The organism is Streptomyces sp. NPDC091281 (assembly GCF_044757425.1).
Lineage (GTDB): Bacteria > Actinomycetota > Actinomycetes > Streptomycetales > Streptomycetaceae > Streptomyces.
Genome location: NZ_JBIVUY010000006.1, coordinates 431,978 through 454,656, shown reverse-complemented (window position 1 = coordinate 454,656; position 22,679 = coordinate 431,978). Strand labels below are relative to the sequence as shown.

The following is a 22,679-nucleotide window of genomic DNA, read 5'->3' as shown; positions in this document are numbered from 1 at the left end:
GCACGGGTGGGCATCGACACCGTGCGGACGGAGGCGTCCGACGACGCCGCCGGGCGGCGGCGCGAACAGCGCGGCTGGTACTTCTACGACTGGGCCTGCTCCGTCTACTCGACGAGCGTGGTCACGGTGTTCCTGGGCCCATACCTGACGACGGTCGCCAAGGCCGCGGCGGACTCCGACGGGTACGTGCACCCGCTGGGCGTCCCGGTGCGCGCGGGGTCGTTCTTCGCGTACACGGTCTCCCTGTCGGTGATCGTCGCCGTGGTGGTGATGCCGCTGGTGGGCGCCGCCGCCGACCGGACGGGCCGCAAGAAGCCGCTCCTCGCGGCCGCCGCCTACACCGGCGCCGCCGCTACGACCGGCATGTTCTTCCTCTCCGGCGAGCGGTATCTGCTGGGCGGGGCGCTGCTGGTGATCGCCAACGCGGCGATGTCGGTCGGCATGATGCTCTACAACTCCTACCTCCCGCAGATCGCGACGCCCGAGGAACGCGACGCGGTGTCCTCCCGCGGCTGGGCGTTCGGCTACGCGGCGGGCGCTCTGGTCCTCGTCGCGAACCTGGTCCTCTACCTCGCCCACGACACCTTCGGCGTCTCGGAGACCACGGCGGTACGGATCTGTCTGGCCTCGGCGGGCCTGTGGTGGGGCGCCTTCACCCTGATCCCGCTGGCCCGGCTGCGCGACCGCCCGGCGGCGGCGAAGGAGGGCCCGGCCACCAGCCCGGGGATACGGCAGTTGGTGGCGACCTTCCGCGACATGCGGCGCCACCCGCGCACCCTGGCGTTCCTCCTCGCCTACCTCCTCTACAACGACGGCATCCAGACCGTGATCTCCCAGGCCTCCGTCTACGGCTCCGAGGAACTCGGCCTCGGCCAGTCGACGCTGATCGCCGCGATCCTCCTGGTGCAGGTGCTGGCCGTCGCGGGCGCGCTCGCGATGGGCCGCCTGGCCCGGATCTACGGCACGAAGCGGACCATCCTCGGCTCGCTGGTGGCGTGGACGCTCACGCTGGCGATCGGGTACTTCCTGCCGGCGGAGGTGCCGGTGGGCTTCTTCCTGCTCGCCGCCGCGATCGGCCTCGTCCTCGGCGGCAGCCAGGCCCTGTCCCGCTCCCTCTTCTCCCACCTGGTGCCGCCCGGCAAGGAGGCCGAGTACTTCTCCGCGTACGAGCTGAGCGACCGGGGCACGAGCTGGCTGGGCCCGCTGCTGTTCGGGCTCACCTACCAGCTCACCGGGAGCTACCGGGACGCGATCATCTCGCTCGTGGTGTTCTTCGCGGCCGGGTTCGTGCTGCTGGCGCGGGTCTCGGTGCGCCAGGCGATCGCCGACGCGGGAAATCCCGTACCCGAAAGGATTTAGCACTGAAGGCGAAAGGGCGGTAGTGTACGCGTTTGGCCTGCCAGGCGTACCGTTACTGCGCGTCAAAGATGCCGAAACGCTGGGTGACATCTCCTTTCAGATGTGACAAACCGGGCGCCGGTGGGTACTGCACTGGTTGACAAGGGCTGCGGCTACGACGGCGACACACGACCCGTATCTTGCACGGAACGGGAATCTTTACCGCCGACCGGACGTTGACCGGATGACGACGACAGCGACACCTGTCCTGTGGGCGACAAGCCCGGGAGGCACGATTCATGAGTGAGCGAGCTCTTCGCGGCACGCGCCTCGTGGTGACCAGCTACGAGACTGACCGCGGTATCGACCTGGCCCCGCGCCAGGCCGTGGAGTACGCATGCGAGAAGGGGCACCGTTTCGAGATGCCCTTCTCGGTCGAGGCGGAGATCCCGCCGGAGTGGGAGTGCAAGGTCTGCGGAGCACCTGCACTCCTCGTGGACGGCGACGGCCCTGAGGAGAAGAAGGCCAAGCCCGCGCGTACGCACTGGGACATGCTGATGGAGCGGCGTACCCGCGAGGAACTGGAAGAGGTTCTGGAGGAGCGGCTGGCCGTGCTCCGGTCCGGGGCGATGAACCTTGCGGTGCATCCTCGGGACAGCCGCAAGAGCGCGTAGCGCTCCGCGGATTGGCCGTAGTTCACCACGCGCCGCAGATGACCGAGGGCGCCGCACGGAATGTTCGTGCGGCGCCCTCGGTCTTTGCTGTGCGGGTGCGTGGGGGCTGGTGTGCGGGGGCTGTGCCCCCGCCGCCCCCCTTCGGCCCTGGACGGGCCTCGTCCTCAAACGCCGGACGGGCTGGGAAGAACCCCCGTCGGGCGGAAACGGGCCCGCCTGGAGGTGCCGTGTGACTACTGCGTCAGCGGTGGCGTCTGGGGGTTCGGGTGGGGGTGGTCGTCCTGGTGGATGACCTCGCCCTGGACCACCTTGCCGTCGGGGTGGCGCATGCGGGCCTGCTGGAAGGCGTCGCTCAGGGGGCCGGGGGCGGTGGTGCGGAGTCTGCGTTCGAGGGTGCGTTCCGTGCGGCGGCGTACGGCCTTCTGGACCGGGGGGAGCAGCAGGAGCAGGCCCGCGGCGTCGGAGATCAGGCCGGGGATCATCAGCAGGAGGCCGCCGAGCATCATCAGGCCGTTGCCGCCCCGGGTGGGGGGTGTGCCGCGCTGAAGTGCCTCGTTGAGGTTGCGGAAGGCGCGGCGGCCCGCCCGTTTGATCACCACCGAGCCCAGGACGAGCCCGGCGACCAGGAGCAGGAAGACCGTGAGCCCGCCGGCCGCGCCCGCGACCACGGTCAGCAGCCAGATCTCCAGCACCAGCCACGCCGCCAGACCCAGCGGCAGGAACGTCCGCAGACGGGAGCGGCGGGGTCGGGCGGGCTGCGTGGGGTGGGCGGAGGTCCGGGCGCCAGTGGTCATGGTTCCAGTGTGCCTGGGGCGGGCTCAGAACGGGATAAGCGGAGGGGGCCTACGGATGGTCCTGGCGGGAGGTGCGGCCCGCGACCTTGCCGACCCGCTCCCCCACGCCCCAGGCGGTGACCCGCCACAGGGCCTCCACGAGGATGTCCCGGCTCATCTTGGAGTCGCCCAGCTCGCGCTCGACAAAGGTGATGGGGACCTCGACCACGTGGTACCCGGCCTTGACCGCGCGGCGGGCGAGGTCGACCTGGAAGCAGTAGCCCTGGGAGGCGACCTCGTCGAGGCCGAGGCCTTCGAGGGTCTCGCGGCGGAACGCGCGGTAGCCGCCGGTGATGTCGCGCAGCGGGAGGTCCAGCGCCAGCCGGGAGTAGAGGCTGCCGCCGCGCGAGATGATCTCGCGGGAGCGGGGCCAGTTCACGACGCGGCCGCCCGGGACCCAGCGGGAGCCCAGCACCAGGTCGGCGCCCTTGAGGGCGGTGAGCAGCCGGGGCAGTTCCTCGGGCTGGTGGGAGCCGTCGGCGTCCATCTCGACGAGGACGCCGTAGCCGTGCTCCATGCCCCAGCGGAAGCCCGCCAGGTAGGCCGCGCCGAGGCCTTCCTTGCCCTGGCGGTGGAGGACCTGGACGTGGTCGTCGTGGGCGGCGAGTTCGTCGGCGAGCTTGCCGGTGCCGTCGGGGCTGTTGTCGTCGGCCACGAGGACGTGGGCCTCGGGGACAGCCTCGCGGACCCGTCCGACGATGGCCTTGATGTTCTCCGCCTCGTTGTAGGTCGGGATGATCACCAATGCCGTGCCGAGCGGACCGAACTGCCTCTCACGCTTCGGTGCCGCGAGAGTCGCCTCGCCGTCGTTCACTGCTGTCCCTTCGTGTGCGTACGCAGGGCACCACCATAGTGGCCGCCGCCTGCACCGACGTGACGGGACGTTCGTATGGTGGTGTCCTTTTCCGAAGAGCGGGGTAAGAGTTCACTTTTCGGCTTGTATGTGCGCGGGGACAGCGGGGTCGGTGGTGCTGCGGAGGGGGGCCCGGCGCCCTTCGGGCCGGCCCGGGACCCGCTGGCTGCGGATCGACCGAAGGCCGTTGTCTACTGAGCGTCCGGGCCCCACCCGGGTCGCACCGCCCCGGTCGGCCGGAACGTTCCGTCGCGCGGCACCGTCGCTGGGCCTGGTTCCCGGTGGCGGTGCGCCCGTGGGGCGCACCGTCCTGACCCAGCGGCGCCTCGGCGCGTGCGCGGACGTTCCCCGGCGGGGCGTCCGGTGGTGGACCCGGCCGAACCTACCGGCCCCCCGCCGTCGTGTGTCAACACTCGCGTGACCTGGGGTTCTTTCGGTAACGCGCTGGTCAGCGGGGAGTACGCCCGGTCACGGTCCGGGCGCGCGGACGGGTGATCTTGGCCCGCGGGCCCCGGTGGGTCACTCGCCCGGCCGTACGTAGACGGCCCGTCCGGCGACCACGGTGCGCAGGCAGACCGGCAGTGCGCCGCCGGGGGTGAGGTCGGGGAGGCCGGGGGTGCCGGAGCGGGGGTCGGTGGACCAGCGGGCCACCCGGTCGTCGGGGGCCTGGACGACCAGGGCGCCGGTGCGCCAGACGGCGTAGTCGGCGGGGGCGCCCGGGACCAGGACCCCGGCGTCGTCGCGGCCGACGGCCCGCCAGCCGCCCCGGGTGTGCGCGGTGAAGGCGGCGCGGACGGAGACGCGGTGCTCGGGGGTGCGGTGGAAGGCGGCGGCGCGGACGGTGCCCCAGGGGTCGAGGGGGGTGACCGGGCTGTCGGAGCCGAGGGCGAGCGGGACGCCCGCCTTGAGGAGGGCCGCGAACGGGTTCAGGGCGCGGGCGCGCTCCGCGCCGAGCCGCTGGGCGTACATGCCGTCCTCGCCGCCCCACAGGGCGTCGAAGGCGGGCTGGACGGAGGCGGTCAGGCCCAGCTCGGCGAAGGCGGCGATCGTCTCGGGGGTGAGCATCTCGGCGTGCTCGACGCGGTGGCGGGCGGCGCGGACCGCGGCGAGGCCGAGCTTGTCGGCGGCGGTGCGGACACCCTCGACGACCGTGGTGACAGCGGCGTCGCCGATGGCGTGGAAGCCCGCCTGGAGGCCCGCCTCCGTGCAGGCGATGACGTGCGCGGCGACGGCGGCGGCGTCCAGGTAGGCGGTGCCGGTGTGGGGCGCGTCGGTGTACGGGTCGTGCAGGCAGGCGGTGTGCGAGCCGAGAGCGCCGTCCACGAAGAGGTCGCCCGCCGCGCCGCGTGCGCCCAGTTCGCGGGCCTTGTCGACGTCCTGCTCGGCCCAGTAGCCGACGACGCGCGGGCCGGGCTCCTCGGCGGCGAGCCGGAGCAGGCCGGTGAAGTCGTTCTCGGAGGAGATCTCGGGGCCGCCGCACTCGTGGACCGAGCCGATGCCGAGGGAGGCGGCGTGCGCCAGGGCGGCGCGCTGGGCCTCGGCGCGCGCGGCGGGCGTCACGGCCGCGAAGGCGGCGGCGCGCACGGTGTGGTGGGCGTCGGCGGTCAGCGGTCCGTCGGTGCCGGGCGGGAGGGCGGCGGCGAGGGCGGGGACGAGGTCGAGCAGGGCCGTGGTGACGACCGCCGAGTGGACGTCAATACGGGAGAGGTAGAGGGGCCGTCCGCCGGTCGCCGCGTCGAGTTCGGCCCGCGTCGGCGGACGGCCGCCGGGCCAGCGGGCGGCGTCCCAGCCGTGCCCGAGGAGGACCCGGTCGTGCGGGCGGGCGGCGGCGAACTCGCGGACGCGGGTGAGGGCCGCCTCCAGCGAGGGGGCCGCCGACAGGTCGAGGCCGGTCAGGGCGAGACCGGTGGAGGTGGTGTGGACGTGCGCGTCGGTGAAGGCCGGGGTGACCAGCGCGCCGTCGAGGTCGACGACGTCGTCGACGCCGTCGGCGAAGGCGTCCGCGGCGCCCTCGGAGCCGACCCAGGCGACCTGGCCGCGCTCGACGACCATCGCGGTCGCGAAGGGGTCGGCGGGGCTGTGGACCTCTCCTCGGCGGAGCAGGACGGTCTTCGGCTCGGGGCTGCGCGCGTTCATGGGGAACAGTCTCGCGCCTCCCCCGGCCCGTGCCGCACGCGGACCCCGTGGGCGGGGTGCGGGCGGGCCTCAGATGCGCGGCGGGCGGGCCTCGTACGGCGTGGAGAGGACGACCGTGGTCCGGGTCGAGACCCCGGCCAGGGCGCGGAGGCGGCCGAGCAGTTCCTCCAGCTCGTGCGGGGTGGCGACGCGGACCTTGAGGATGTAGTTCTCGTCGCCCGCCACGCTGTGGCAGGCCTCGATCTCGGGCACCCCGGCGAGCCGGTCGGCGATGTCGTCGGGGGCGCTCGGGTCGAACGGTTTCACCGAGATGAAGGCGGTCATCGGCAGTCCGACCGCCTCGGAGTCGACGACGGCCGCGTAGCCGCGGATGACGCCGCGCTGTTCCAGTCGGCGCACCCGCTGGTGCACGGCCGAGGTGGACAGGCCCGTGGCCTTGCCCAGGTCGGTGTAACTCATCCGCCCGTCCTTGACGAGCAGCTGCACGATCTGTCGGTCCAGCTCCTCCATGACGCAAGAACTTACAGGGCCGTTGATCTCTTCGTATACCTATGCAGCGCAGGCCATACCGGTTCGTGATGTGGCGGAAGGCGGTGCGTGGGTCATACAGGCAGGTCGCCGGGGTGACCCCCTTCGCGGAGAGTGTGTGACGAAGACCACAACCCATGCGGAGGCTTCGTGATGCTCTCGTGATTACCGCCGAGAGCGGCTGGGAAGTGCTTGCTGTGGTCGAGGCCGCAGTGCCTGAACGGCCCAGCCCGAGGGGGAGAATCCCATGCAGAGTCTCAAGCGACCTGGTCGCACCGCGCCCAAGCGGTTCCAGCCCACCCTTGTCGAGTCCGAGCCGGAGGGCGTCGAACCCGACGGCTTCCCCGGCGACGACGCCGACGAGTTCGACGCGTACGACACCTTCGAGATGTACCGGGTGATCTGCCCGGACTGCGCGCAGCCCATCGCGCTCCTGGCGGACGAGGAGTCCCTGCCGGAGCACGCGCTGTGCGCCTCGCCGTGGAACCCGTTCGGTCTGACGGTCTGCGCCGGTACCGGGCGCGCCGCGTCCGACGCGCGTCCGGCGGACGAGTCGGTCGAGCCCCAGGAGCAGGACACGGCCCTGCTGCTGACGCTCCCTCAGGGTCTCGACTGGCGCACCCAGCCCTTCTCGCACGTCGGGGGCCCGGGTTCGCGCCCGATGCGCGTACCGGCGCTGCGCGGCCAGGCCGCCGCCTGAGCGGTCGCACCGGCCAACTCCCGTATCGCTGCCGCGTCATGGCGGACCGACGGCCATGGCGCGGTTCGGCGTGCGCGCGCCGGTGCCGGGTGTGCGGGGTGGCGCGCGACGCCTCCACCGCGTCCGCCGCGCGCGCCCCGGGGACATCCCGAACGCACGCCCGACCGTGCCGGGCGTGACCCGGCCGGGCGTGCTCGCGTTGCCCCGGTATGACCTCCACTCGCACCGCGGCCGGTCGTCACCGCCAACTCTTCGTCCCCGGCTGTGCAGAATCGGTTCAGCCGACCGCGCCCCCGCCCGCCCCGGACCCGCCCATCTACCGTGCCCTGATGCGCAGTTGGGCCGACGGCGGGCGGACCCTGCCGGGTCGCCAGGACCCGGAGTGGGTGCGGCTCGCGGCGCCGGCGGTGCGCCCCGGACAGTTCGGCGGCAGCGGGGTGCCCCTGCACGGGATTCCCAACACCCGTGACAGTGAGGGGCGTTGACCGGGAGAGATGCGTGCGTCGAGCGGTGACCGGGAGGACTCCGGACGAGATCGGGCGGGATTGGTCCGCACCATTGACCGAACTGGTCTAGTCCTCCTACGCTCTCGGCACTGCGCCACCGCGATCCCGCCGATCGGCGCGCGTTTCCCTCTCCCCCACGAGGTGACACCGATGCAAACTCCCCACCGCAGGCCCCGTTTCCGGGCCCTGGTCGCCGCCGCCTGTACGGCGGTGCTCGGCGCCGGACTGCTCGCGGGCGCGGGCAGCGCCGCCGCCGATCCGGCCTCCGCGGCGGACGCGTCCACCCGGGCCGCCGCCGGTTCGAAGGTCCTCGGCTACTTCACGGAATGGGGCACCTACGACCGGAAGTACCTGGTCAAGAACATCGAGACGTCGGGTTCGGCGGCGAAGCTGACGCACATCAACTACGCGTTCGGCAACGTCACCGGCGGCAAGTGCGCGATGGGCGACGCCTACGCGGCGACCGAGCGCACGCACACCGCGGCCGAGTCGGTGGACGGCGTCGCCGACACCTGGGACCAGCCGCTGCGCGGCAACTTCAACCAGTTGCGGGAGCTGAAGAAGAAGCACCCGAACCTCAAGGTCCTGTGGTCCTTCGGTGGTTGGACCTGGTCGAGCGGGTTCGGCGAGGCGTCCCGCAACCCGGCGGCCTTCGCGCAGTCCTGCTACGACCTGGTCGAGAACTCCAAGTGGGCCGACGTCTTCGACGGCATCGACATCGACTGGGAGTACCCGAACGCGTGCGGGGCGACCTGTGACACCAGCGGGCGGGCGGCCTTCAAGAACGTGATGCAGGCGCTGCGCGCCAAGTTCGGCACCCGGAACCTGGTCACGGCGGCCATCACGGCCGACGCCACGGCGGGCGGCAAGATCGACGCGGCCGACTACGCGGGCGCCGCCTCGTACGTCGACTGGTACAACCCGATGACCTACGACTACTTCGGCGCCTGGGACGTGACCGGGCCGACGGCCCCGCACTCCCCGCTGAACTCCTACGCGGGCATCCCCAAGGCGAACACCTACACCTCGGCGACCATCGCCAAGCTCAAGAGCCTCGGCGTCCCGGGCTCGAAGCTGCTGCTCGGGCTCGGCTTCTACGGCCGCGGCTGGACCGGCGTGACGCAGGCGGCGCCCGGCGGCACCGCGACCGGCCCGGCGGCCGGAACGTACGAGGCGGGCATCGAGGACTACAAGGTGCTGAAGACCAAGTGCCCGGCGACGGGCACCGTGGGAGGCACCGCGTACGCCAAGTGCGGCAACAACTGGTGGAGTTACGACACCCCGGCGACCATCGCGACGAAGATGGCCTACAAGAACCAGCAGGGTCTCGGCGGGACCTTCTTCTGGGAGCTGAGCGGGGACACGGCCAACGGTGAGCTGATCAAGGCCATCAAGTAGCCGGACCCGCGAGGGCACTTGGGGCGGAGGACCACGAGCCTTCGCCCCGAGGGCGGTCACCGGCCGGAGCCGTACGCCTCACGGGGCGTGCGGTTCAGGCGTCGCGGCGGGCCGGGACCGGGGCGCGGAAGGACGGTTCGAGTTCCTCGATGGCGCGCAGGGCGCCGCCCAGGGTCTTCACCAGGAGGTCGCGCATGGTCTCGCGGGTGAGTTCCGGGTGGGCGATCCAGTCGAGGGTGGCCCCCTCGACGCTGCACACCCAGGCGAGGAGTCCCATCCGGGGCAGCGAGGGGATGTCGCTGTGGCCGTAGGCGCCCTCGGCGATGGTGGCGACGATCGCCTCGCGGACGCCGTCGCGGATGGCGTGCACCTCGGTGTCGAAGCCGACTCCGCCGCTGACGATCGTGCGGTAGGCGGCCTGGTGGTGCTCGGCGTAGCGCAGGTAGCTGTCGATCGTGCGGTGTGCGCGGTCGACCTGGGGCAGTTCGAGGCCGCTCGCCGCGAAGGAGACCAGGTCGGCGACGGAGTCCTCGATGATCGCCAGGTAGTAGCCGCGTTTGGACTGGAAGTAGTAGTAGATCAGGCCCTTGGCGACCTGCGCCTGGCGGGCGATGTCGTCCATCGACAACGCGTCGTAGGACGTGTCGGCGAACAACTTCCGTCCGATGGAAATGAGTTCTGCGCGACGCGCCAGTGAGCGCTCGGTGCCGCGCGCCCGGGGACGGGCGCCGTCACGCTGCTGACTGATGTTCAAGGTCGACCTGGTCTCCAACGGCCCGGCGGGACGGCGTCAGTATGTCAGGTCGAAGGTGGGTCAGGTCACAGCGGTCCCGCCCACTGGACTGTCCGGAAACCGACGGCGTCAGACGAGGCCGAGCTGGGTCACCAGCATGGCGACGACCACCACGAGGGTCCAGCCCAGGACGTGTTCGACGATCTTCGGTCCGCTCTCGCCGGGACCGCCCGTGCGGGTGCGGGCGGCGGCGGGGGCGGACGGGGTGGCGGCGGAGTGCGCGGTCATGGTGGCTCACCGGGGGTAGCGGGCGGGGGAACGGCCGGTGGAAGCGCGTTCCCCACGGCCGATCCGTCCACCTTGCCACCCCGTAGGGCTTTTGCGGCCGAGAGGTTGCTCACACCGCGGGGACCGGCCCAGGCCTTCGGGATCGGTCCCCGGCGGGGTGCTTCCGGGGCGGTCAGCGCACGCCGACCGCCGCGAGGGCCGTGCACTGGGCCGCCGTCGGACGGGCCGGGAAGAGGAGGTAGCAGACGCCGCCCGAGCCGGAGAGGGTCCGGCCGGAGGCGTCGAGACGCTTCGTTCTCAGCCACACGTTCTCGAACTCCCGCCGCCGGTAGACGCGGCGCACCTCGGCGTTGCTCGGCGCGGCCGGGTCGTTGGCGATCACGTCGCCGTCCGGTGTGAAGCCGATCACCGTCATGAGGTGCCCGGCGGTGCCGTAGCCCGCGCCGGTCAGTTCGCCCTTGACGAAGGACTGCGAGGTGATGAGGGGAATCCCGGCGGCGATCAGGCGCTCGGCGTCGGTGAGCGAGGGGAGCCGGGTCACGACTCCCTGGAGACCGGCGAACGCCGCCGCGTAGGCGACGCCGAACGGCCAGTTCCCGCATCCGGCGTACTCGTGGTCGTAGGTGTACCGGGCCGCGTGGCAGATCTGCGGGTCGGTGAAGTCCGGGTCGACCCAGGCGAGTTGGTCCGGGGTGAGCCGGCCGCCCCAGTACTCGGCGATCATCTGCGTGGAGGTGGGGCTGCACCAGGCCTCGCCGCCGTTGTCGTACTCGGGGTACTGGCCGACGTGGATCTCCTGCGAGTAGCGCGGGACCGCGAGTTCGCGGGCGGCGCCGGGCACGGTGGCCGGGACGGTGAAGCGGTCCGGGACGTCCGAGCCCATCGCACCCACCCGCCACACGGTCGGCGTGGCCCCGCTGCCGGGCCTGCGGTAGAGGGTGAGCCGCAGCCGGTACGCCGCGACGCGCAGGCCCGAGGCGGCGTCGTCCACGGCGAGGGTGTCCGTCCAGACCGTGCTGCGGCCGTCGCTCTGGCCGTCGACCGAGGCCCGCCGGATGTCCTGGTCACCGGCGGCCCAGCGGCCCATGACGTACCAGGGCGTGTCCGTGCCGTCGGTGTAGGTGCCGCGCAGTTCGGCCTGGAGCCAGGTGCCCGCCGGGGTGGCGGCGTTCCAGGACGGCACCAGCTCGGTCGCGGGGACGCCGAGGCGTTGGACCGGGGCGGTCCAGGTCGCGTACTCCCAGGAGGCGGTGGTGCCGGTGTGCGGGTCGGTGAGGTCGACGGTGCCCAGCGGGGTGCCCAGGGTCAGACCGGGCCGGTCCCCCGCCGTGACGAGGGTGCCGCGGGCGGTGCCGGAGGTCCAGTCGGCGTGCGTGGTCCAGGACCGGTACTCGGCCGTCGGCGCCGGGACGCGGTGCACCGCCGGGCCGGGGCCGGGCTCGCCGGTGTCCGCCGGGTCACCCGCGTCCGCCGCTCCCGCGGCCACCGCCGGGACCGCGCCCGCCGTCACCGCGGCGACCGCGACGGCGGCGGTGAGGACGGACCGGCGGGTGGGCCGGTCAGGGGTGGGACCGGTCGCGGGGCGGGACGGCTGTGCGGCGCTGCTCATGGGCGGAGGACCCCCTGGATGTCGGCGTCGGGGCGGGCGGGCCGGGCGGTGGTGCGGTGCGGGCCCACTATGGCCGCAGGGGGCCGGAGCTGCCAGCACCGCCGCCCGTGCCACGCCGGGGAACACGGGTGCGGGCCCCCGGGCGGACCCGGCCGGGTGCCGCGCCCGCACTACACTGACGCGGTCCTCCGTCCGTCCGCCACCACCTGGAACCGCCATCCGCCAGCTCGCCGCCCGGCTCAGCAGCCTCCCCCCGTCCTGCGGGCCGGTCCGTCTGGTGGGGGTCGACGGGCACGCCGGTTCCGGGAAGTCCACGTTCGCCGGACGGCTCGCCGAGGCCCTCGGCGGCGCTCCGGTGCTCCGCCTCGACGACCTCGCGAGCCACGCGGACCTGTTCACCTGGACCGACCGCCTGCTGACCCAGGTGGTGGAACCGCTCGGCCGGGGCACGACCGCCCACTACACGACGTACGACTGGCGGACCCGCCGCTTCGGACCGGCGGTCCGGACGCTGGCACCGGACCCGGTGGTCCTGGTCGAGGGCGTGGGCGCGGGCCGCCGCGCGCTGCGACCGCACCTGGCGCACCTGCTCTGGATGGACCTGGCCCGCGACGAGGCCTGGGCGCGGGGCCGGGCACGGGACGGGGCGGAACAGCGGGAGTTCTGGGACGGCTGGGTCCTGGCCGAGGGGCGGCATTTCGCCGAGGACCCGTCGCGGCCGTACGCGGACCTGCTGGTGCGGCAGGTGGCCGAGGGGTACGCGATGCTCCCGGGGCCCGGGAGAACGCGCTGAGCACACCGCCCGGTCACCGACCGTGAGGGGTCCACCGCGATGTGGTGAACCTGTGAAGGCGCCGGTGCCGGAAGTCCGCCAACTGCCTCAACTCGGCTTGACCGAGGGCCCGTACAGGACTTACGTTTCCGATGTGCGGCTTTCGCGGCCGCCCCGCAGACACGAAGCCCCCGGTTGTTCCCCCGTGATCGGGGGCTTCGTTCTGCCCTCGCGCCCCTCCCGCCTCCCCAAGTGGACGCCGTGAGGCGTCATTTGCTCACCCAGGGTCACCGCGCGTGATGCGCCCCTCGCGCTCCCGGACCGCCCGTCGGCCGGTACCGCACCCTACGGCGGGCCCCTCCTCCGCAGGTACGATGCCTTCGGTGCGACCTACGGGCGACTGCTGCGCGCACCTCGCAACTCCGGTCCGCAGCACAGCGGTTCGACCAAGGCAGCCGACGGGCGCCGGCCCGGCGGCATACCGACGGGGGCACGGTTGGTGGGGGACGAGATGGACTTCGGCACGCGGGGCCCCGAGGCCCCGGCCGACCTCGCCTGGCTCAGGGGCGTGGACGCATACACGATGGGCGCCTACCCGCAGGCGGAGGAGGAGTTCCGCACCGCGGTGCGGATCGATCCCGGCATGGCCGACGGCTGGCTCGGGCTGCACGCGCTGCGCGTGGACACGACGACCGCGCTGCTGCGGATGTTCCGTCACCGCGACCGCTTCGGCGAGCAGCGCACCCGCCACCAGCGCACCCTCAACTCCTGGTACTGGCTGGGCTGGTGGGTGCAGCCGGTGCTGGAGAGCCCCCGTGACCTGCTGCTCGCGCACGCCTCGCACTGGCTGGACGGACGGCACGTACCCGAGCTGGACCGGGCGCTCGCCGGTCTCCCGCCCGTCGACACCGACCACCAGGTCCGCTTCCTGCACGCCTGCCGCGCCTATCTGGTCAAGGACTGGGAGCAGTTGGTCCGGCACACCGACCCGCTGGTGGACGACCCGCTGCTCGGCATCGAGGCCGGACTCTTCGGCGGGATGGCCCGCGTGCGGCTGGAGATGTACGGGCAGGCCGAACCCCTGCTGGCCACCGCGCTGATGCGCTGCCGCAGCGAGCAGCCGCAGCGCAAGGAGCTGCGGTACTGGCTGGCGCGGGCGCACGAGGGCACCGGCCGGTCCGCCGCCGCGCTCCCCCTCTACCGGGCCGTGCACCGCGTCGACCCGGCCTTCATGGACACCTCCGCGCGGCTCGCCGCGATCTCCGAGGGCGACGGCTACGACGACTACGACGGCGCGGCCGACCTCGCCGCGATCACCCTGACCGGGGTCGGTCAGGACGTCGGCGACGGCCCCGACACCCTGGACCCGCTGTTCGGCACCGAGAGCCGGGACCTGCGGCTCGGCGAGCCCTCCGAGCTGCCGCCGGTGGGTCCGCTGCCGACCGGAAGCAGGCCGGACGAGCGGGTGGTGCGGGCGCGGACGGTCGTGCCGTCGGTGCTGCCCGCGGGCCCGACCGATCCGGCGCTGCTGGAGGAGGCACTGAGCGAGCTGGAGCGGATGGTCGGCCTGGAACCGGTGAAACGGCAGGTCAAGGCGTTGTCGGCGCAGCTGAACATGGCGCGGCTGCGGGCCGGGCAGGGGCTGCCGGTACAGCCGCCGAAGCGGCACTTCGTCTTCTCCGGCCCGTCCGGCACCGGCAAGACGACGGTGGCCCGCATCCTGGGCCGCGTCTTCTACGCCCTCGGCCTGCTCGGCGGCGACCACCTCGTGGAGGCGCAGCGGGCCGACCTGGTCGGCGAGTACCTGGGCCAGACGGCCGTGAAGGCCAACGAGCTGATCGACTCCGCGCTCGGCGGGGTGCTCTTCGTGGACGAGGCGTACTCCCTGTCCAACACCGGCTACGGCAAGGGCGACGCCTACGGCGACGAGGCCCTCCAGGTCCTGCTGAAGCGGGCCGAGGACAACCGGGACCACCTGGTGGTGATCCTGGCGGGCTACCCGGAGGGCATGGACCGGCTGCTCACGGCCAACCCCGGGCTGTCGTCCCGCTTCACGACGCGCGTCGACTTCCCGTCGTACCGCCCGCTGGAGCTGACCTCGATCGGCGAGGTCCTCGCGGCGGAGAACGGGGACGCGTGGGACGAGGAGGCGCTGGACGAGCTGCGCTCGATCGCCGGGCACGTGGTGGACCAGGGGTGGATCGACGAACTCGGCAACGGCCGCTTCCTGCGCACGCTGTACGAGAAGAGCTGCGCCTACCGCGATCTGCGGCTGTCGGTCTACCCGGGCGCCCTGTCCCGCGACGACCTGGCGACCCTGCGGCTGCCGGACCTGATGCAGGCGTACGGCGAGGTCCTGTCGGGCCGCGGACCGCAGGACCCGGCGGCGGGCTGACGCCCTCTCCCGCGCGCGGGCCGGTACGGCGACGGCGGTCCGGGAGCGTGCCCCGGACCGCCGGTCGTGCCGTCGAGCGGTGACTCAGGTGGCCATGGCCTGCTCCGACGTGGCCTGGCCGCCGACCTTGAGTTCCTGCACGGGGAGCTGCGGCGGCGGCTCGCGGTGGGCGGGGTCGGTGACCTCGCCCACCAGCAGTTCCAGGACGTCCTCCAGGGCGACCAGGCCGAGGACCCGGCCGGAGGCGTCGGCGACCTGGGCGAGGTGGGTGGCCGCGCGGCGCATCACCGTCAGGGCGTCGTCCAGGGGCAGTTCGGAGCGCAGGGTGGTCATCGGGCGCCAGACCTGCTGGGGCACCGCGCGGTCGGACTCCTCCAGTTCGAGGACGTCCTTGACGTGCAGATAGCCCATGAAGGCGCCCTTGCCCGCGGTGACCGGGAAGCGGGAGTAGCCGGTGCGGGCGGTCAGTTCGACGATCTGGCCCGGAGTGACCGACGGCGGCACCGTCACCAGCGACTCCCGCTTGAGCAGGACGTCGGTGACCGGGCGGGAGCCCAGCTCCAGGGCGTCCTCCAGCCGTTCCTGCTCCTCGGGGTCGAGCAGTCCGGCCTGGCCGGAGTCCTCCACCAGCCGGTTGAGCTGCTCGCTGGTGAAGACGGCCTCGACCTCGTCCTTGGGCTCGACGCGGAAGAGGCGCAGGATGCCCTGGGCGCAGGCGCCGAGGGCGACGGTGACCGGGCGGCACAGCCGGGCGAAGGCGACCAGGCCGGGGCTGAGCCACAGCGCGGCCTTCTCCGGGGCGGCCATGGCGAGGTTCTTCGGGACCATCTCGCCGATCACGAGGTGGAAGAAGACGACCGCGGCCAGGGCGATGACGTAGCCCAGCGGGTGGACCATGCCGTGCGGGACGTGCATGCCCGCGAAGACCGGCTCCAGCAGGTGCGCCACCGTCGGTTCGGCGACCGCGCCCAGGGTGAGGGAGCACAGGGTGATGCCGAACTGGGCGGCGGCCATCATCTGCGGCAGGCGCTCCAGGCCGTGCAGGACCTGGCGGGCGCGGGCGGTGCCGAGCGGTTCGATCTGGCTGCGGCGGACGGAGACGAGGGCGAACTCGGCGCCGACGAAGAAGCCGTTGGCGAGCACGAGGAGGACCGCGAAGGCGAGTTGGAGGAGGCTCACCGGGCGACCTCCACGACCGTCCCGGTCCGGACGATCCGGACGCGTTCGGCGCGGTAGTGGCCGACCCGGCGGACGGACAGCCGCCAGCCGGGCAGGTCGGCGCGGTCGCCGACGGCGGGGATGCGGCCGAGCAGGTCGGCCACGAGTCCGGCGACCGTCTCGTACGGCCCCTCGGGGGCGGTGAGTCCTATCCGGCTGAGGGTGTCGACGCGGCAGCTGCCGTCGACGTCCCAGGCGGGGCGGCCGTCCTCGGGCGGGGCGGCGGCCAGTTCGGGGGTGTCGAGGCCGTCGTGCTCGTCGCGGACCTCGCCGACGATCTCCTCCACGATGTCCTCCAGGGTGACCACCCCGGCCGTGCCGCCGTACTCGTCGACGACGACGGCGATGGGCTGCTCGCTGCGCAGCCGGGCCAGCAGCGGCCGGACCGGCAGGGTCTCGGGGACCAGCAGGGCGGGGCGGGAGATCCGGTCGAGCGGGGTGCGCAGCCGTTCGTGGACGGGGACGGCCAGGGCGTCCTTGAGGTGGACCATGCCGACGATCTCGTCGATCTTCTCGCGGTAGACGGGGAAGCGGGACAGGCCGGTGGCGCGGGTCAGGTTGACCACGTCCTCGGCGGTGGCCGACGCCTGGAGGGCGCTGACCTTCACGCGCGGCGTCATGACGTGCTGCGCGGTCAGCCCGGCCAGGGACAGGGTGCGCACGAACAGGTCGGCCGTGTCCTGTTCGAGGGTGCCGGCCTGCGCGGAGTGGCGGGCCAGGGAGACGAGTTCACCGGGGGTGCGGGCGGAGGCCAGCTCGTCGGTGGGCTCGACGCCGAGGGCGCGCACCAGGCGGTTGGCGACGGCGTTGAGGGCGGAGATGACCGGCCGGAAGAGCCGGGCGAAGGCGTGCTGCGGTCCGGCGACGAACCGCGCGACCTGGAGCGGCCGGGAGACCGCCCAGTTCTTCGGCACGAGTTCGCCGACGACCATCTGCACGGCGGCGGCCAGCAGCATGCCGATGACGACGGCCACGCCGGACACGGCGCCCTCGGGGACACCGAGCGCGGTGACGGGTCCGTCGAGGAGCGCGGCGAGCGCGGGCTCGGCGAGCATGCCGACGACGAGGGAGGTGAGGGTGATGCCGAGCTGGGTGCCGGAGAGCTGGAAGGAGAGTTCCTTCAGCGAGGCGACGACCGTACGGGCGCGGCGGTCGCCGTCGGCGGCGGCCTTCTCGGCGTCCGGGCGGTCCACGGTGACGAGGCCGAACTCGGCGGCCACGAAGAAGCCGTTGGCCAGGATCAGCAGGAACGCGGCCGCCAGGAGCAGCAGGGGGATGGTCATGATGCCGCCGCCTCGGGGTGGGAGGGGGCGGCGCAGGTACTACAGGACGAACCGTCCATCGCCGGAGGGAGTCACTCCTCGGGTAGCAGGAACCCCTGTGCGCCGGGCAGGGCGCGCCAGGGGTGGAGGCGCCGGGAACGCGCCTTCCGTCACCAGATTAATCAAGAGGGGGCCGGATGCGGCAGGGCCGACGGCCGCGAGTGTCAGCCGCGGTCCGGCTCGGCGGGGTGTGCGGAGCGGGCCTCGACGAGGGTGCGCAGGGTGCGTGCCTGGGCGATGGCCTGCTGCTTGTCGATGCCGGGCTGGATGCCGAGGGCGGGCAGGCTGGTGCCGTCGCTGAGGTCGAGGAAGACCCAGGGGTCGCCCGGTCGGAGGTTCACCCGGAGGATCTCCGCCCAGGCGAGGCGCCGCCTGGTGGCGATGTTCACCACGGTGACGCCCGCCTCGTCGGCGAGGACGCGGACCCGGGCGAGGGTGGCCAGCACCCAGAGGATGAGGCCGCCGGTGACGATGAAGCTGAGCCGTTCGCCGGGGCCGAGGCTGTCCAGGGCGAGGGCGATGGCCGAGATGACGAGGAAGATCGCCACCCCGGCCGTGAGCAGCACCGCGCGGGTGCGGCCCGGCCGCAGGACGACGGGGAGGGACGGGCTCTGGTCGGACATGGTCGCGGGGTTCCTCAGAGGCGGCAGGCGTGGATGGCCGTGGTCAGGATGGCCCGTGCGCCGATGTCGTACAGGTCGTCCATGATGCGCTGGGCGTCCTTGGTGGGGACCATGGCGCGGACGGCGACCCAGCCCTCGTTGTGCAGGGGGGAGACGGTCGGGGACTCCAGGCCGGGGGTGAGCGCGACGGCCTTCTCCAGCTGCTCGACCCGGCAGTCGTAGTCCATCATCACGTAGGTGCGGGCGACGAGGACGCCCTGGAGGCGGCGCAGGAACTGCTGGACCTTGGGTTCGTCGCCGTCGGCGCCGGTGCGGCGGATGACGACGGCCTCGGAGGTCATGATCGGGTCGCCGAAGATCTCCAGGCCCGCGTTGCGCAGCGAGGTACCGGTCTCGACGACGTCCGCGATGACCTCGGCGACACCGAGTTCGATCGCGGTCTCCACGGCGCCGTCGAGGTGGACGACGGAGGCGTCGATGCCGTGCTCGGCGAGGTGTCCGGCGACGATCCCCTCGTAGGAGGTGGCGACGGTGCGGCCCTTGAGGTCGGTCACGGAGGCGGCGGTGCCGGGCTTGGCGGCGAAGCGGAAGGTCGAGCGGGCGAAGCCGAGGGGGAGGATCTCCTCGGCGTCGGCGCCGGAGTCGACGAGCAGGTCGCGGCCGGTGATGCCGATGTCGAGGCGGCCGGAGGAGACGTAGATGGCGATGTCGCGGGGGCGGAGGTAGAAGAACTCCACCTCGTTGTCCGGGTCGACGGTGCGCAGTTCCTTGGACTCGCGGCGCTGCCGGTAGCCGGCCTCATGCAGCATCTCCCCCGCAGGTCCGGACAGGGAACCCTTGTTGGGGAGGGCGATGCGCAGCATGAGGTCGGCTTCCTTCGCGTGGTGGCGGTGCGGGGGCGGTCGGGGTGCGGCTTACAGGTGGGCGTAGACGTCGTCCAGGGTGATGCCGCGGGCGACCATCATCACCTGGACGTGGTACAGCAGCTGGGAGATCTCCTCGGCCGCGGCGTCCTTGCCCTCGTACTCGGCGGCCATCCAGACCTCGGCGGCCTCCTCGACGACCTTCTTGCCGATGGCGTGGACGCCCTTGCCCACGAGTTCGGCGGTGCGGGAGGTGGCGGGGTCGCCGGTGGCGGCCTTCTGCTGGAGCTCGGTGAACAGCTCCTCGAACGTCTTCTTGGACATGATGGCGCCCACTTTACGCGTAGTCCCGGCCGGGCTAACGCCACGGTTCGGATACTGAGCGGAGCGTGGCCGCGGTGGCGACGGCGGCGGTCACCGCCTCGTGTCCCTTGTCCTCGCGGGAGCCCTCGATCCCGGCGCGGTCGAGGGCCTGCTCCTCGGTGTCGCAGGTGAGGACGCCGAAGCCGACGGGGACGCCGGTCTCCACCGAGACCTGGGTGAGGCCCTGGGTGACGCCCTGGCAGACGAACTCGAAGTGGGGGGTGCCGCCGCGGATGACGACGCCGAGGGCGACGATCGCGTCGTAGCCGCGGCCCGCGAGGACCTTGGCGACGACGGGGAGTTCCCAGCTGCCGGGGACCCGGAGCAGGGTCGGCTCGTCGATGCCGAGGTCGTGCAGGGCGCGCAGGGCGCCGTCGACCAGTCCGTCCATGACCTTCTCGTGCCACTGCGCCGCGATGACGGCGACCCTGAGGTCGCCCACGTCGCGTACGGACAGTTCCGGTGCACCCTTGCCGCTCACGTCTCTCCTTCGTGCGTTTCTCGTGCGGGTCGTACTGGTCGTGCGGGTCGTACGGGTTACGGGTCGCGCTGGTGGCGCGCGGGGTCCTACTGGGTGCCGCAGGGGGACACGGGGACCGGGTCCAGCCAGGGCAGGTCGTGGCCCATGCGGTCGCGCTTGGTGCGCAGGTAGCGGATGTTGTGCTCGTCGGCCTGGACGGGCATCGGCTCGCGGGCGGTGACCCGCAGGCCGTGCCGGACGAGGGCGTCGGACTTCTCGGGGTTGTTGGTCATGAGGCGGACGCCGCGCACGCCGAGGTCGTCGAGGATCTGGGCGCCCGCCCCGTAGTCGCGGGCGTCGGCGGGCAGGCCGAGTTCGAGGTTGGCGTCGAGGGTGTCCCGGCCGCGCTCCTGGAGTTCGTAGGCGCGCAGCTTGGACAGCAGGCCGATGCCGCGGCCCTCGTGTCCGCGCAGGTAGACCACCACGCCCCGGCCCTCGGTCTGGATGCGGTCGAGGGCGGCGTCGAGCTGGGGGCCGCAGTCGCAGCGGGCGGAGCCGAAGACGTCGCCGGTGAGGCATTCGGAGTGCAGCCGGACGAGGACGTCCTCGCCGTCGCCGATGTCGCCGTGCACGAGGGCGACGTGCTCGACGCCGTCGGCGGTGGAGCGGTAGCCGTACGCGGTGAAGGTGCCGTGCGCGGTGGGCAGGCGGACCTCGGCCTCGCGGCGGACAGTGGGCTCGGCGGTGCGGCGGTAGGCGATCAGGTCCTCGATGGAGATGATCGTCAGGCCGTGCTTGCGGGCGAAGGGCACCAGTTCGGGCAGCCGGAGCATCCGGCCGTCCTCGCCCGCGATCTCCACGATGGCACCCGCGGGCCGCAGTCCCGCCAGGCGGGCCAGGTCGACGGCGGCCTCGGTGTGCCCGTCGCGGACGAGGACGCCGCCGGGCCGGGCGCGCAGCGGGAAGACGTGGCCGGGGCGGACCAGGTCGCCGGGTTCGGCGGTGCCGCCCGCGAGGAGGCGCAGGGTGGTGGCGCGGTCGGCGGCGGAGATGCCGGTGGTGACGCCGTGCGCGGCGGAGGCGTCGACGGAGACGGTGAACGCGGTCTTCATAGACTCGGTGTTGTCGTCGACCATCTGCGGCAGGCGGAGCCGGTCGAGTTCCTCGCCCTCCATGGGGGCGCAGATCAGGCCGCGGCACTCGCTCATCATGAACGCGATGATCTCGGGGGTGGCCTTCTCGGCGGCGATGACGAGGTCGCCCTCGTTCTCGCGGTCCTCGTCGTCGACGACCACGATCGGGCGGCCGGCGGCGATGTCGGCGATGGCCTGCTCGACGGGGTCGAGGCGGAGGTCCTCGGCGCCGCCGCCACCGTCGTGGGTGCCGTGGGTGCCGTCGGTGCGGTACAGGGCGGGTGCGGTGCTCATGCGGGCGCTCCTTCCAGAGCGGGCCGCGGACCCCTGCGGGAGCGCAGCCACCAGTCGCGCATGCCCCACAGGACGAGCGCGCCGTAGATGACGTAGACGAAGCCGGAGAAGGCGTAGCCGTTGGCGAAGTTGAGGGGGACGCCGACGAGGTCGACGAGGAGCCAGGCGAACCAGAACTCGACCATGCCCCGGGCCTGGGCGTACATGGCGACGACGGTGCCGACGAAGATGTAGGCGTCGGGCCAGGGGTCCCAGGAGAGGTGCGGGTAGGCCTTGAAGAGGAGGGCCACGGCGACGGTGCCCGCCGCGGCGGCGGCGATCATGGCGGCGCGCTCGCGCCAGGTGGCGAAGCGGGGCGCGATGTGGCCGTCGGCGGAGGTGCCCCGGTCGCGGTTCCACCGCCACCAGCCGTAGAGCGCGACGACCATGACGACGGCCTGCTTGCCCGCGCTGCCGGTGAGGTTGCCGTAGAAGGCGCCGAAGAGGATGAGGCCGGAGAGGAACTGGACGGGCCAGCTCCACAGGGAGCGGCGCCGGCCGAGGGCGAGGGCGACGAGGCCGAAGCTGTTGCCGATCGCGTCCGACCAGAGGATGTGCTGGCCGAAGAGGGTGAAGGCCTCGGTGTTGAGGGAGTTCACCGGCCCGCTCCCCCGGTGTCCGTGCCGTCGGCGGTGCCCGCCGCGCCGGAGTGGGCCCCGGTGTTCGCGAGGAGCCGCTCGACGTACTTGGCGACGATGTCGACCTCCAGGTTGACCGGGTCGCCGGGCTGCTTGAGGCCGAGGGTGGTGAGGGCGAGGGTGGTGGGGATGAGGCTGACGGTGAAGTGGTCGGCGGCGGCCTCGACGACGGTGAGGCTGATGCCGTCGACCGTGATGGAGCCCTTCTCGACCACGTAGCGGGAGAGGTCGGCGGGGAGGGAGACCGTCACGATCTCCCAGTGCTCGGAGGGCTGCCGGGCGAGGACGTGTCCGGTGCCGTCGACGTGGCCCTGCACGATGTGGCCGCCGAGGCGGTCGCCGACGGCGGTGGGCCGTTCGAGGTTGACGCGGGAGCCGACGGCGAGGGCGCCGAGGCTGGAGCGCTTGAGGGTCTCCGCCATGACGTCGGCGGTGAACTCGTCGCCCTCGTGCTCCACGACGGTGAGACAGACCCCGTTCACGGCGATGGAGTCGCCGTGCTTCGCTCCGTCGGTGACGACGGGGCCGCGCAGCCTGAAGCGGGAGGCGTCGCCGAGGTTCTCGACGGCGGTGACCTCACCCAGCTCTTCGACGATTCCGGTGAACACTTCCCGGGTCCTCCTGCCTCATGGGGGCACGGACTCCGGGGCCTGTCGAGGACGACAGAGAGAGCGGACGTCGACACCGGGAGCGACGCCGGACAGACTCGTCCACGGACGAGTACATATACGGCGGCGCGCACGAATGCCCGCCCGCCGCGCACTGCCTCCCATCCGGACTTTAACCGTCGGTCCAGGAATTTCACCTGGTCAACCGGTCGCTGGAAGCGACCGGGTCGCGGACTGTAACCGCCGGTTCGGACTTTCACCGACCCCGGAGTGCGCTGCTGTTGGTACAGGGCCAGTGTGCCACGCCCGCAAGGCGTCCACGCGGGCGAAGTCTGTGGGCTGGCTCACAGGCCGC

General features: G+C 72.8%; 23 protein-coding genes and 1 riboswitch. Of the genes, 7 read left to right on the top strand and 16 right to left on the bottom strand.

Annotated elements, in window-relative coordinates:
* Positions 1-6: 6 nt before the first annotated feature.
* Together ACIQPQ_RS18955 and ACIQPQ_RS18950 are read left to right on the top strand one after the other, a co-directional pair.
* Complete coding sequence (locus tag ACIQPQ_RS18955; RefSeq protein ID WP_401305162.1) at positions 7-1,359, top strand: MFS transporter; 1,353 nt, start codon at positions 7-9, stop codon at positions 1,357-1,359.
* Between the two features lie 278 nt (positions 1,360-1,637).
* Complete coding sequence (locus tag ACIQPQ_RS18950) at positions 1,638-2,012, top strand: RNA polymerase-binding protein RbpA (RefSeq protein WP_020128921.1); 375 nt, start codon at positions 1,638-1,640, stop codon at positions 2,010-2,012.
* 233 nt (positions 2,013-2,245) lie between these two features.
* Here ACIQPQ_RS18950 and fxsA read toward each other — a convergent pair whose 3' ends face one another.
* The 4 genes from fxsA to ACIQPQ_RS18930 form a co-directional block, all read right to left on the bottom strand.
* Positions 2,246-2,806, bottom strand: coding sequence for an FxsA family membrane protein (gene fxsA / locus ACIQPQ_RS18945; protein WP_401305160.1), 561 nt, complete (start codon positions 2,804-2,806; stop codon positions 2,246-2,248).
* Positions 2,807-2,855: 49 nt separating this feature from the next.
* Entirely contained in the window at positions 2,856-3,659 is an 804-nt protein-coding gene (locus ACIQPQ_RS18940; protein ID WP_383772711.1) for a polyprenol monophosphomannose synthase, read from the bottom strand.
* 558 nt (positions 3,660-4,217) lie between these two features.
* A complete protein-coding gene (locus ACIQPQ_RS18935) occupies positions 4,218-5,834 on the bottom strand; it encodes an amidohydrolase (protein ID WP_401305157.1) in 1,617 nt (538 codons plus the stop codon).
* 69 nt (positions 5,835-5,903) lie between these two features.
* Positions 5,904-6,344 carry an Lrp/AsnC family transcriptional regulator gene (locus tag ACIQPQ_RS18930; protein ID WP_383772707.1) on the bottom strand — a complete coding sequence of 147 codons (441 nt, stop codon included), beginning with the start codon at positions 6,342-6,344 and terminating at the stop codon, positions 5,904-5,906.
* 265 nt (positions 6,345-6,609) lie between these two features.
* Between ACIQPQ_RS18930 and ACIQPQ_RS18925 the strand changes: the two genes are divergently transcribed.
* From ACIQPQ_RS18925 to ACIQPQ_RS18915, 3 genes are all read left to right on the top strand, one after another.
* The gene (locus ACIQPQ_RS18925) at positions 6,610-7,062 is read left to right on the top strand and encodes a hypothetical protein (RefSeq protein ID WP_383772705.1); all 453 of its coding nucleotides are present in this window, start codon (positions 6,610-6,612) and stop codon (positions 7,060-7,062) included.
* Between the two features lie 329 nt (positions 7,063-7,391).
* Positions 7,392-7,547, top strand: coding sequence for a hypothetical protein (locus ACIQPQ_RS18920; RefSeq protein ID WP_401305155.1), 156 nt, complete (start codon positions 7,392-7,394; stop codon positions 7,545-7,547).
* 171 nt (positions 7,548-7,718) lie between these two features.
* A complete protein-coding gene (locus tag ACIQPQ_RS18915; RefSeq protein WP_401305153.1) occupies positions 7,719-8,966 on the top strand; it encodes a glycoside hydrolase family 18 protein in 1,248 nt (415 codons plus the stop codon).
* 94 nt (positions 8,967-9,060) lie between these two features.
* On the opposite strand, the gene ACIQPQ_RS18910 is transcribed toward ACIQPQ_RS18915, so the two are convergent.
* From ACIQPQ_RS18910 to ACIQPQ_RS18900, 3 genes are all read right to left on the bottom strand, one after another.
* Complete coding sequence (locus tag ACIQPQ_RS18910; protein ID WP_401305152.1) at positions 9,061-9,720, bottom strand: TetR/AcrR family transcriptional regulator; 660 nt, start codon at positions 9,718-9,720, stop codon at positions 9,061-9,063.
* 108 nt (positions 9,721-9,828) lie between these two features.
* Positions 9,829-9,987 (bottom strand): SCO1431 family membrane protein, encoded by a 159-nt coding sequence (locus ACIQPQ_RS18905; RefSeq protein ID WP_383772697.1) that lies wholly within the window; start codon positions 9,985-9,987, stop codon positions 9,829-9,831.
* Positions 9,988-10,159: 172 nt separating this feature from the next.
* Positions 10,160-11,596 (bottom strand): peptidase C39 family protein, encoded by a 1,437-nt coding sequence (locus ACIQPQ_RS18900; protein ID WP_401305150.1) that lies wholly within the window; start codon positions 11,594-11,596, stop codon positions 10,160-10,162.
* A gap of 217 nt (positions 11,597-11,813) precedes the next feature.
* Between ACIQPQ_RS18900 and ACIQPQ_RS18895 the strand changes: the two genes are divergently transcribed.
* Positions 11,814-12,389, top strand: a complete 576-nt coding sequence (locus tag ACIQPQ_RS18895) for a uridine kinase (protein WP_401305254.1) — start codon at positions 11,814-11,816, stop codon at positions 12,387-12,389.
* A gap of 490 nt (positions 12,390-12,879) precedes the next feature.
* On the top strand, positions 12,880-14,763 hold the full coding sequence (locus tag ACIQPQ_RS18890) for an AAA family ATPase (protein ID WP_401305148.1): 1,884 nt from the start codon (positions 12,880-12,882) through the stop codon (positions 14,761-14,763).
* 84 nt (positions 14,764-14,847) lie between these two features.
* Here ACIQPQ_RS18890 and ACIQPQ_RS18885 read toward each other — a convergent pair whose 3' ends face one another.
* The 9 genes from ACIQPQ_RS18885 to ACIQPQ_RS18845 all read right to left on the bottom strand — a co-directional run bounded on the left by ACIQPQ_RS18885 (position 14,848) and on the right by ACIQPQ_RS18845 (position 22,324).
* Positions 14,848-15,942, bottom strand: a complete 1,095-nt coding sequence (locus ACIQPQ_RS18885; RefSeq protein WP_401305147.1) for a hemolysin family protein — start codon at positions 15,940-15,942, stop codon at positions 14,848-14,850.
* A complete protein-coding gene (locus ACIQPQ_RS18880) occupies positions 15,939-17,264 on the bottom strand; it encodes a hemolysin family protein (protein WP_401305145.1) in 1,326 nt (441 codons plus the stop codon). The genes ACIQPQ_RS18885 and ACIQPQ_RS18880 overlap by 4 nt, the downstream gene beginning before the upstream one ends.
* A 203-nt stretch (positions 17,265-17,467) precedes the next feature.
* Entirely contained in the window at positions 17,468-17,926 is a 459-nt protein-coding gene (locus ACIQPQ_RS18875) for a PH domain-containing protein (RefSeq protein ID WP_383772687.1), read from the bottom strand.
* Between the two features lie 14 nt (positions 17,927-17,940).
* Positions 17,941-18,789: an ATP phosphoribosyltransferase gene (gene hisG, locus ACIQPQ_RS18870; protein ID WP_401305143.1), complete on the bottom strand. Its 849-nt coding sequence runs from the start codon at positions 18,787-18,789 to the stop codon at positions 17,941-17,943.
* Between the two features lie 51 nt (positions 18,790-18,840).
* The gene (locus tag ACIQPQ_RS18865) at positions 18,841-19,113 is read right to left on the bottom strand and encodes a phosphoribosyl-ATP diphosphatase (RefSeq protein ID WP_383772683.1); all 273 of its coding nucleotides are present in this window, start codon (positions 19,111-19,113) and stop codon (positions 18,841-18,843) included.
* Positions 19,114-19,147: 34 nt separating this feature from the next.
* Positions 19,148-19,633: a 6,7-dimethyl-8-ribityllumazine synthase gene (gene ribH / locus ACIQPQ_RS18860; RefSeq protein WP_383772681.1), complete on the bottom strand. Its 486-nt coding sequence runs from the start codon at positions 19,631-19,633 to the stop codon at positions 19,148-19,150.
* 86 nt (positions 19,634-19,719) lie between these two features.
* Positions 19,720-21,039: a bifunctional 3,4-dihydroxy-2-butanone-4-phosphate synthase/GTP cyclohydrolase II gene (locus tag ACIQPQ_RS18855; protein ID WP_401305140.1), complete on the bottom strand. Its 1,320-nt coding sequence runs from the start codon at positions 21,037-21,039 to the stop codon at positions 19,720-19,722.
* On the bottom strand, positions 21,036-21,677 hold the full coding sequence (locus tag ACIQPQ_RS18850) for a nicotinamide riboside transporter PnuC (RefSeq protein WP_401305138.1): 642 nt from the start codon (positions 21,675-21,677) through the stop codon (positions 21,036-21,038). The genes ACIQPQ_RS18855 and ACIQPQ_RS18850 overlap by 4 nt, the downstream gene beginning before the upstream one ends.
* Complete coding sequence (locus ACIQPQ_RS18845; RefSeq protein WP_401305136.1) at positions 21,674-22,324, bottom strand: riboflavin synthase; 651 nt, start codon at positions 22,322-22,324, stop codon at positions 21,674-21,676. The genes ACIQPQ_RS18850 and ACIQPQ_RS18845 overlap by 4 nt, the downstream gene beginning before the upstream one ends.
* A gap of 147 nt (positions 22,325-22,471) precedes the next feature.
* Positions 22,472-22,602, bottom strand: a riboswitch (FMN riboswitch).
* Between the last annotated feature and the right edge of the window lie 77 nt (positions 22,603-22,679).

What these genes read in the sequence shown, in the direction of transcription:
- fxsA (WP_401305160.1), bottom strand. Translation starts at nt 2,806, where the DNA reads ATGACCACTGGCGCCCGGACCTCCGCCCACCCCACGCAGCCCGCCCGA.
- ACIQPQ_RS18950 (WP_020128921.1), top strand. Translation starts at nt 1,638, where the DNA reads ATGAGTGAGCGAGCTCTTCGCGGCACGCGCCTCGTGGTGACCAGCTAC.
- ACIQPQ_RS18865 (WP_383772683.1), bottom strand. Translation starts at nt 19,113, where the DNA reads ATGTCCAAGAAGACGTTCGAGGAGCTGTTCACCGAGCTCCAGCAGAAG.
- ACIQPQ_RS18920 (WP_401305155.1), top strand. Translation starts at nt 7,392, where the DNA reads ATGCGCAGTTGGGCCGACGGCGGGCGGACCCTGCCGGGTCGCCAGGAC.
- ACIQPQ_RS18875 (WP_383772687.1), bottom strand. Translation starts at nt 17,926, where the DNA reads ATGTCCGACCAGAGCCCGTCCCTCCCCGTCGTCCTGCGGCCGGGCCGC.
- ACIQPQ_RS18930 (WP_383772707.1), bottom strand. Translation starts at nt 6,344, where the DNA reads ATGGAGGAGCTGGACCGACAGATCGTGCAGCTGCTCGTCAAGGACGGG.
- ACIQPQ_RS18900 (WP_401305150.1), bottom strand. Translation starts at nt 11,596, where the DNA reads ATGAGCAGCGCCGCACAGCCGTCCCGCCCCGCGACCGGTCCCACCCCT.
- ACIQPQ_RS18890 (WP_401305148.1), top strand. Translation starts at nt 12,880, where the DNA reads ATGGACTTCGGCACGCGGGGCCCCGAGGCCCCGGCCGACCTCGCCTGG.
- hisG (WP_401305143.1), bottom strand. Translation starts at nt 18,789, where the DNA reads ATGCTGCGCATCGCCCTCCCCAACAAGGGTTCCCTGTCCGGACCTGCG.
- ACIQPQ_RS18880 (WP_401305145.1), bottom strand. Translation starts at nt 17,264, where the DNA reads ATGACCATCCCCCTGCTGCTCCTGGCGGCCGCGTTCCTGCTGATCCTG.
- ACIQPQ_RS18925 (WP_383772705.1), top strand. Translation starts at nt 6,610, where the DNA reads ATGCAGAGTCTCAAGCGACCTGGTCGCACCGCGCCCAAGCGGTTCCAG.
- ACIQPQ_RS18935 (WP_401305157.1), bottom strand. Translation starts at nt 5,834, where the DNA reads ATGAACGCGCGCAGCCCCGAGCCGAAGACCGTCCTGCTCCGCCGAGGA.
- ACIQPQ_RS18915 (WP_401305153.1), top strand. Translation starts at nt 7,719, where the DNA reads ATGCAAACTCCCCACCGCAGGCCCCGTTTCCGGGCCCTGGTCGCCGCC.
- ACIQPQ_RS18855 (WP_401305140.1), bottom strand. Translation starts at nt 21,039, where the DNA reads ATGAGCACCGCACCCGCCCTGTACCGCACCGACGGCACCCACGGCACC.
- ACIQPQ_RS18905 (WP_383772697.1), bottom strand. Translation starts at nt 9,987, where the DNA reads ATGACCGCGCACTCCGCCGCCACCCCGTCCGCCCCCGCCGCCGCCCGC.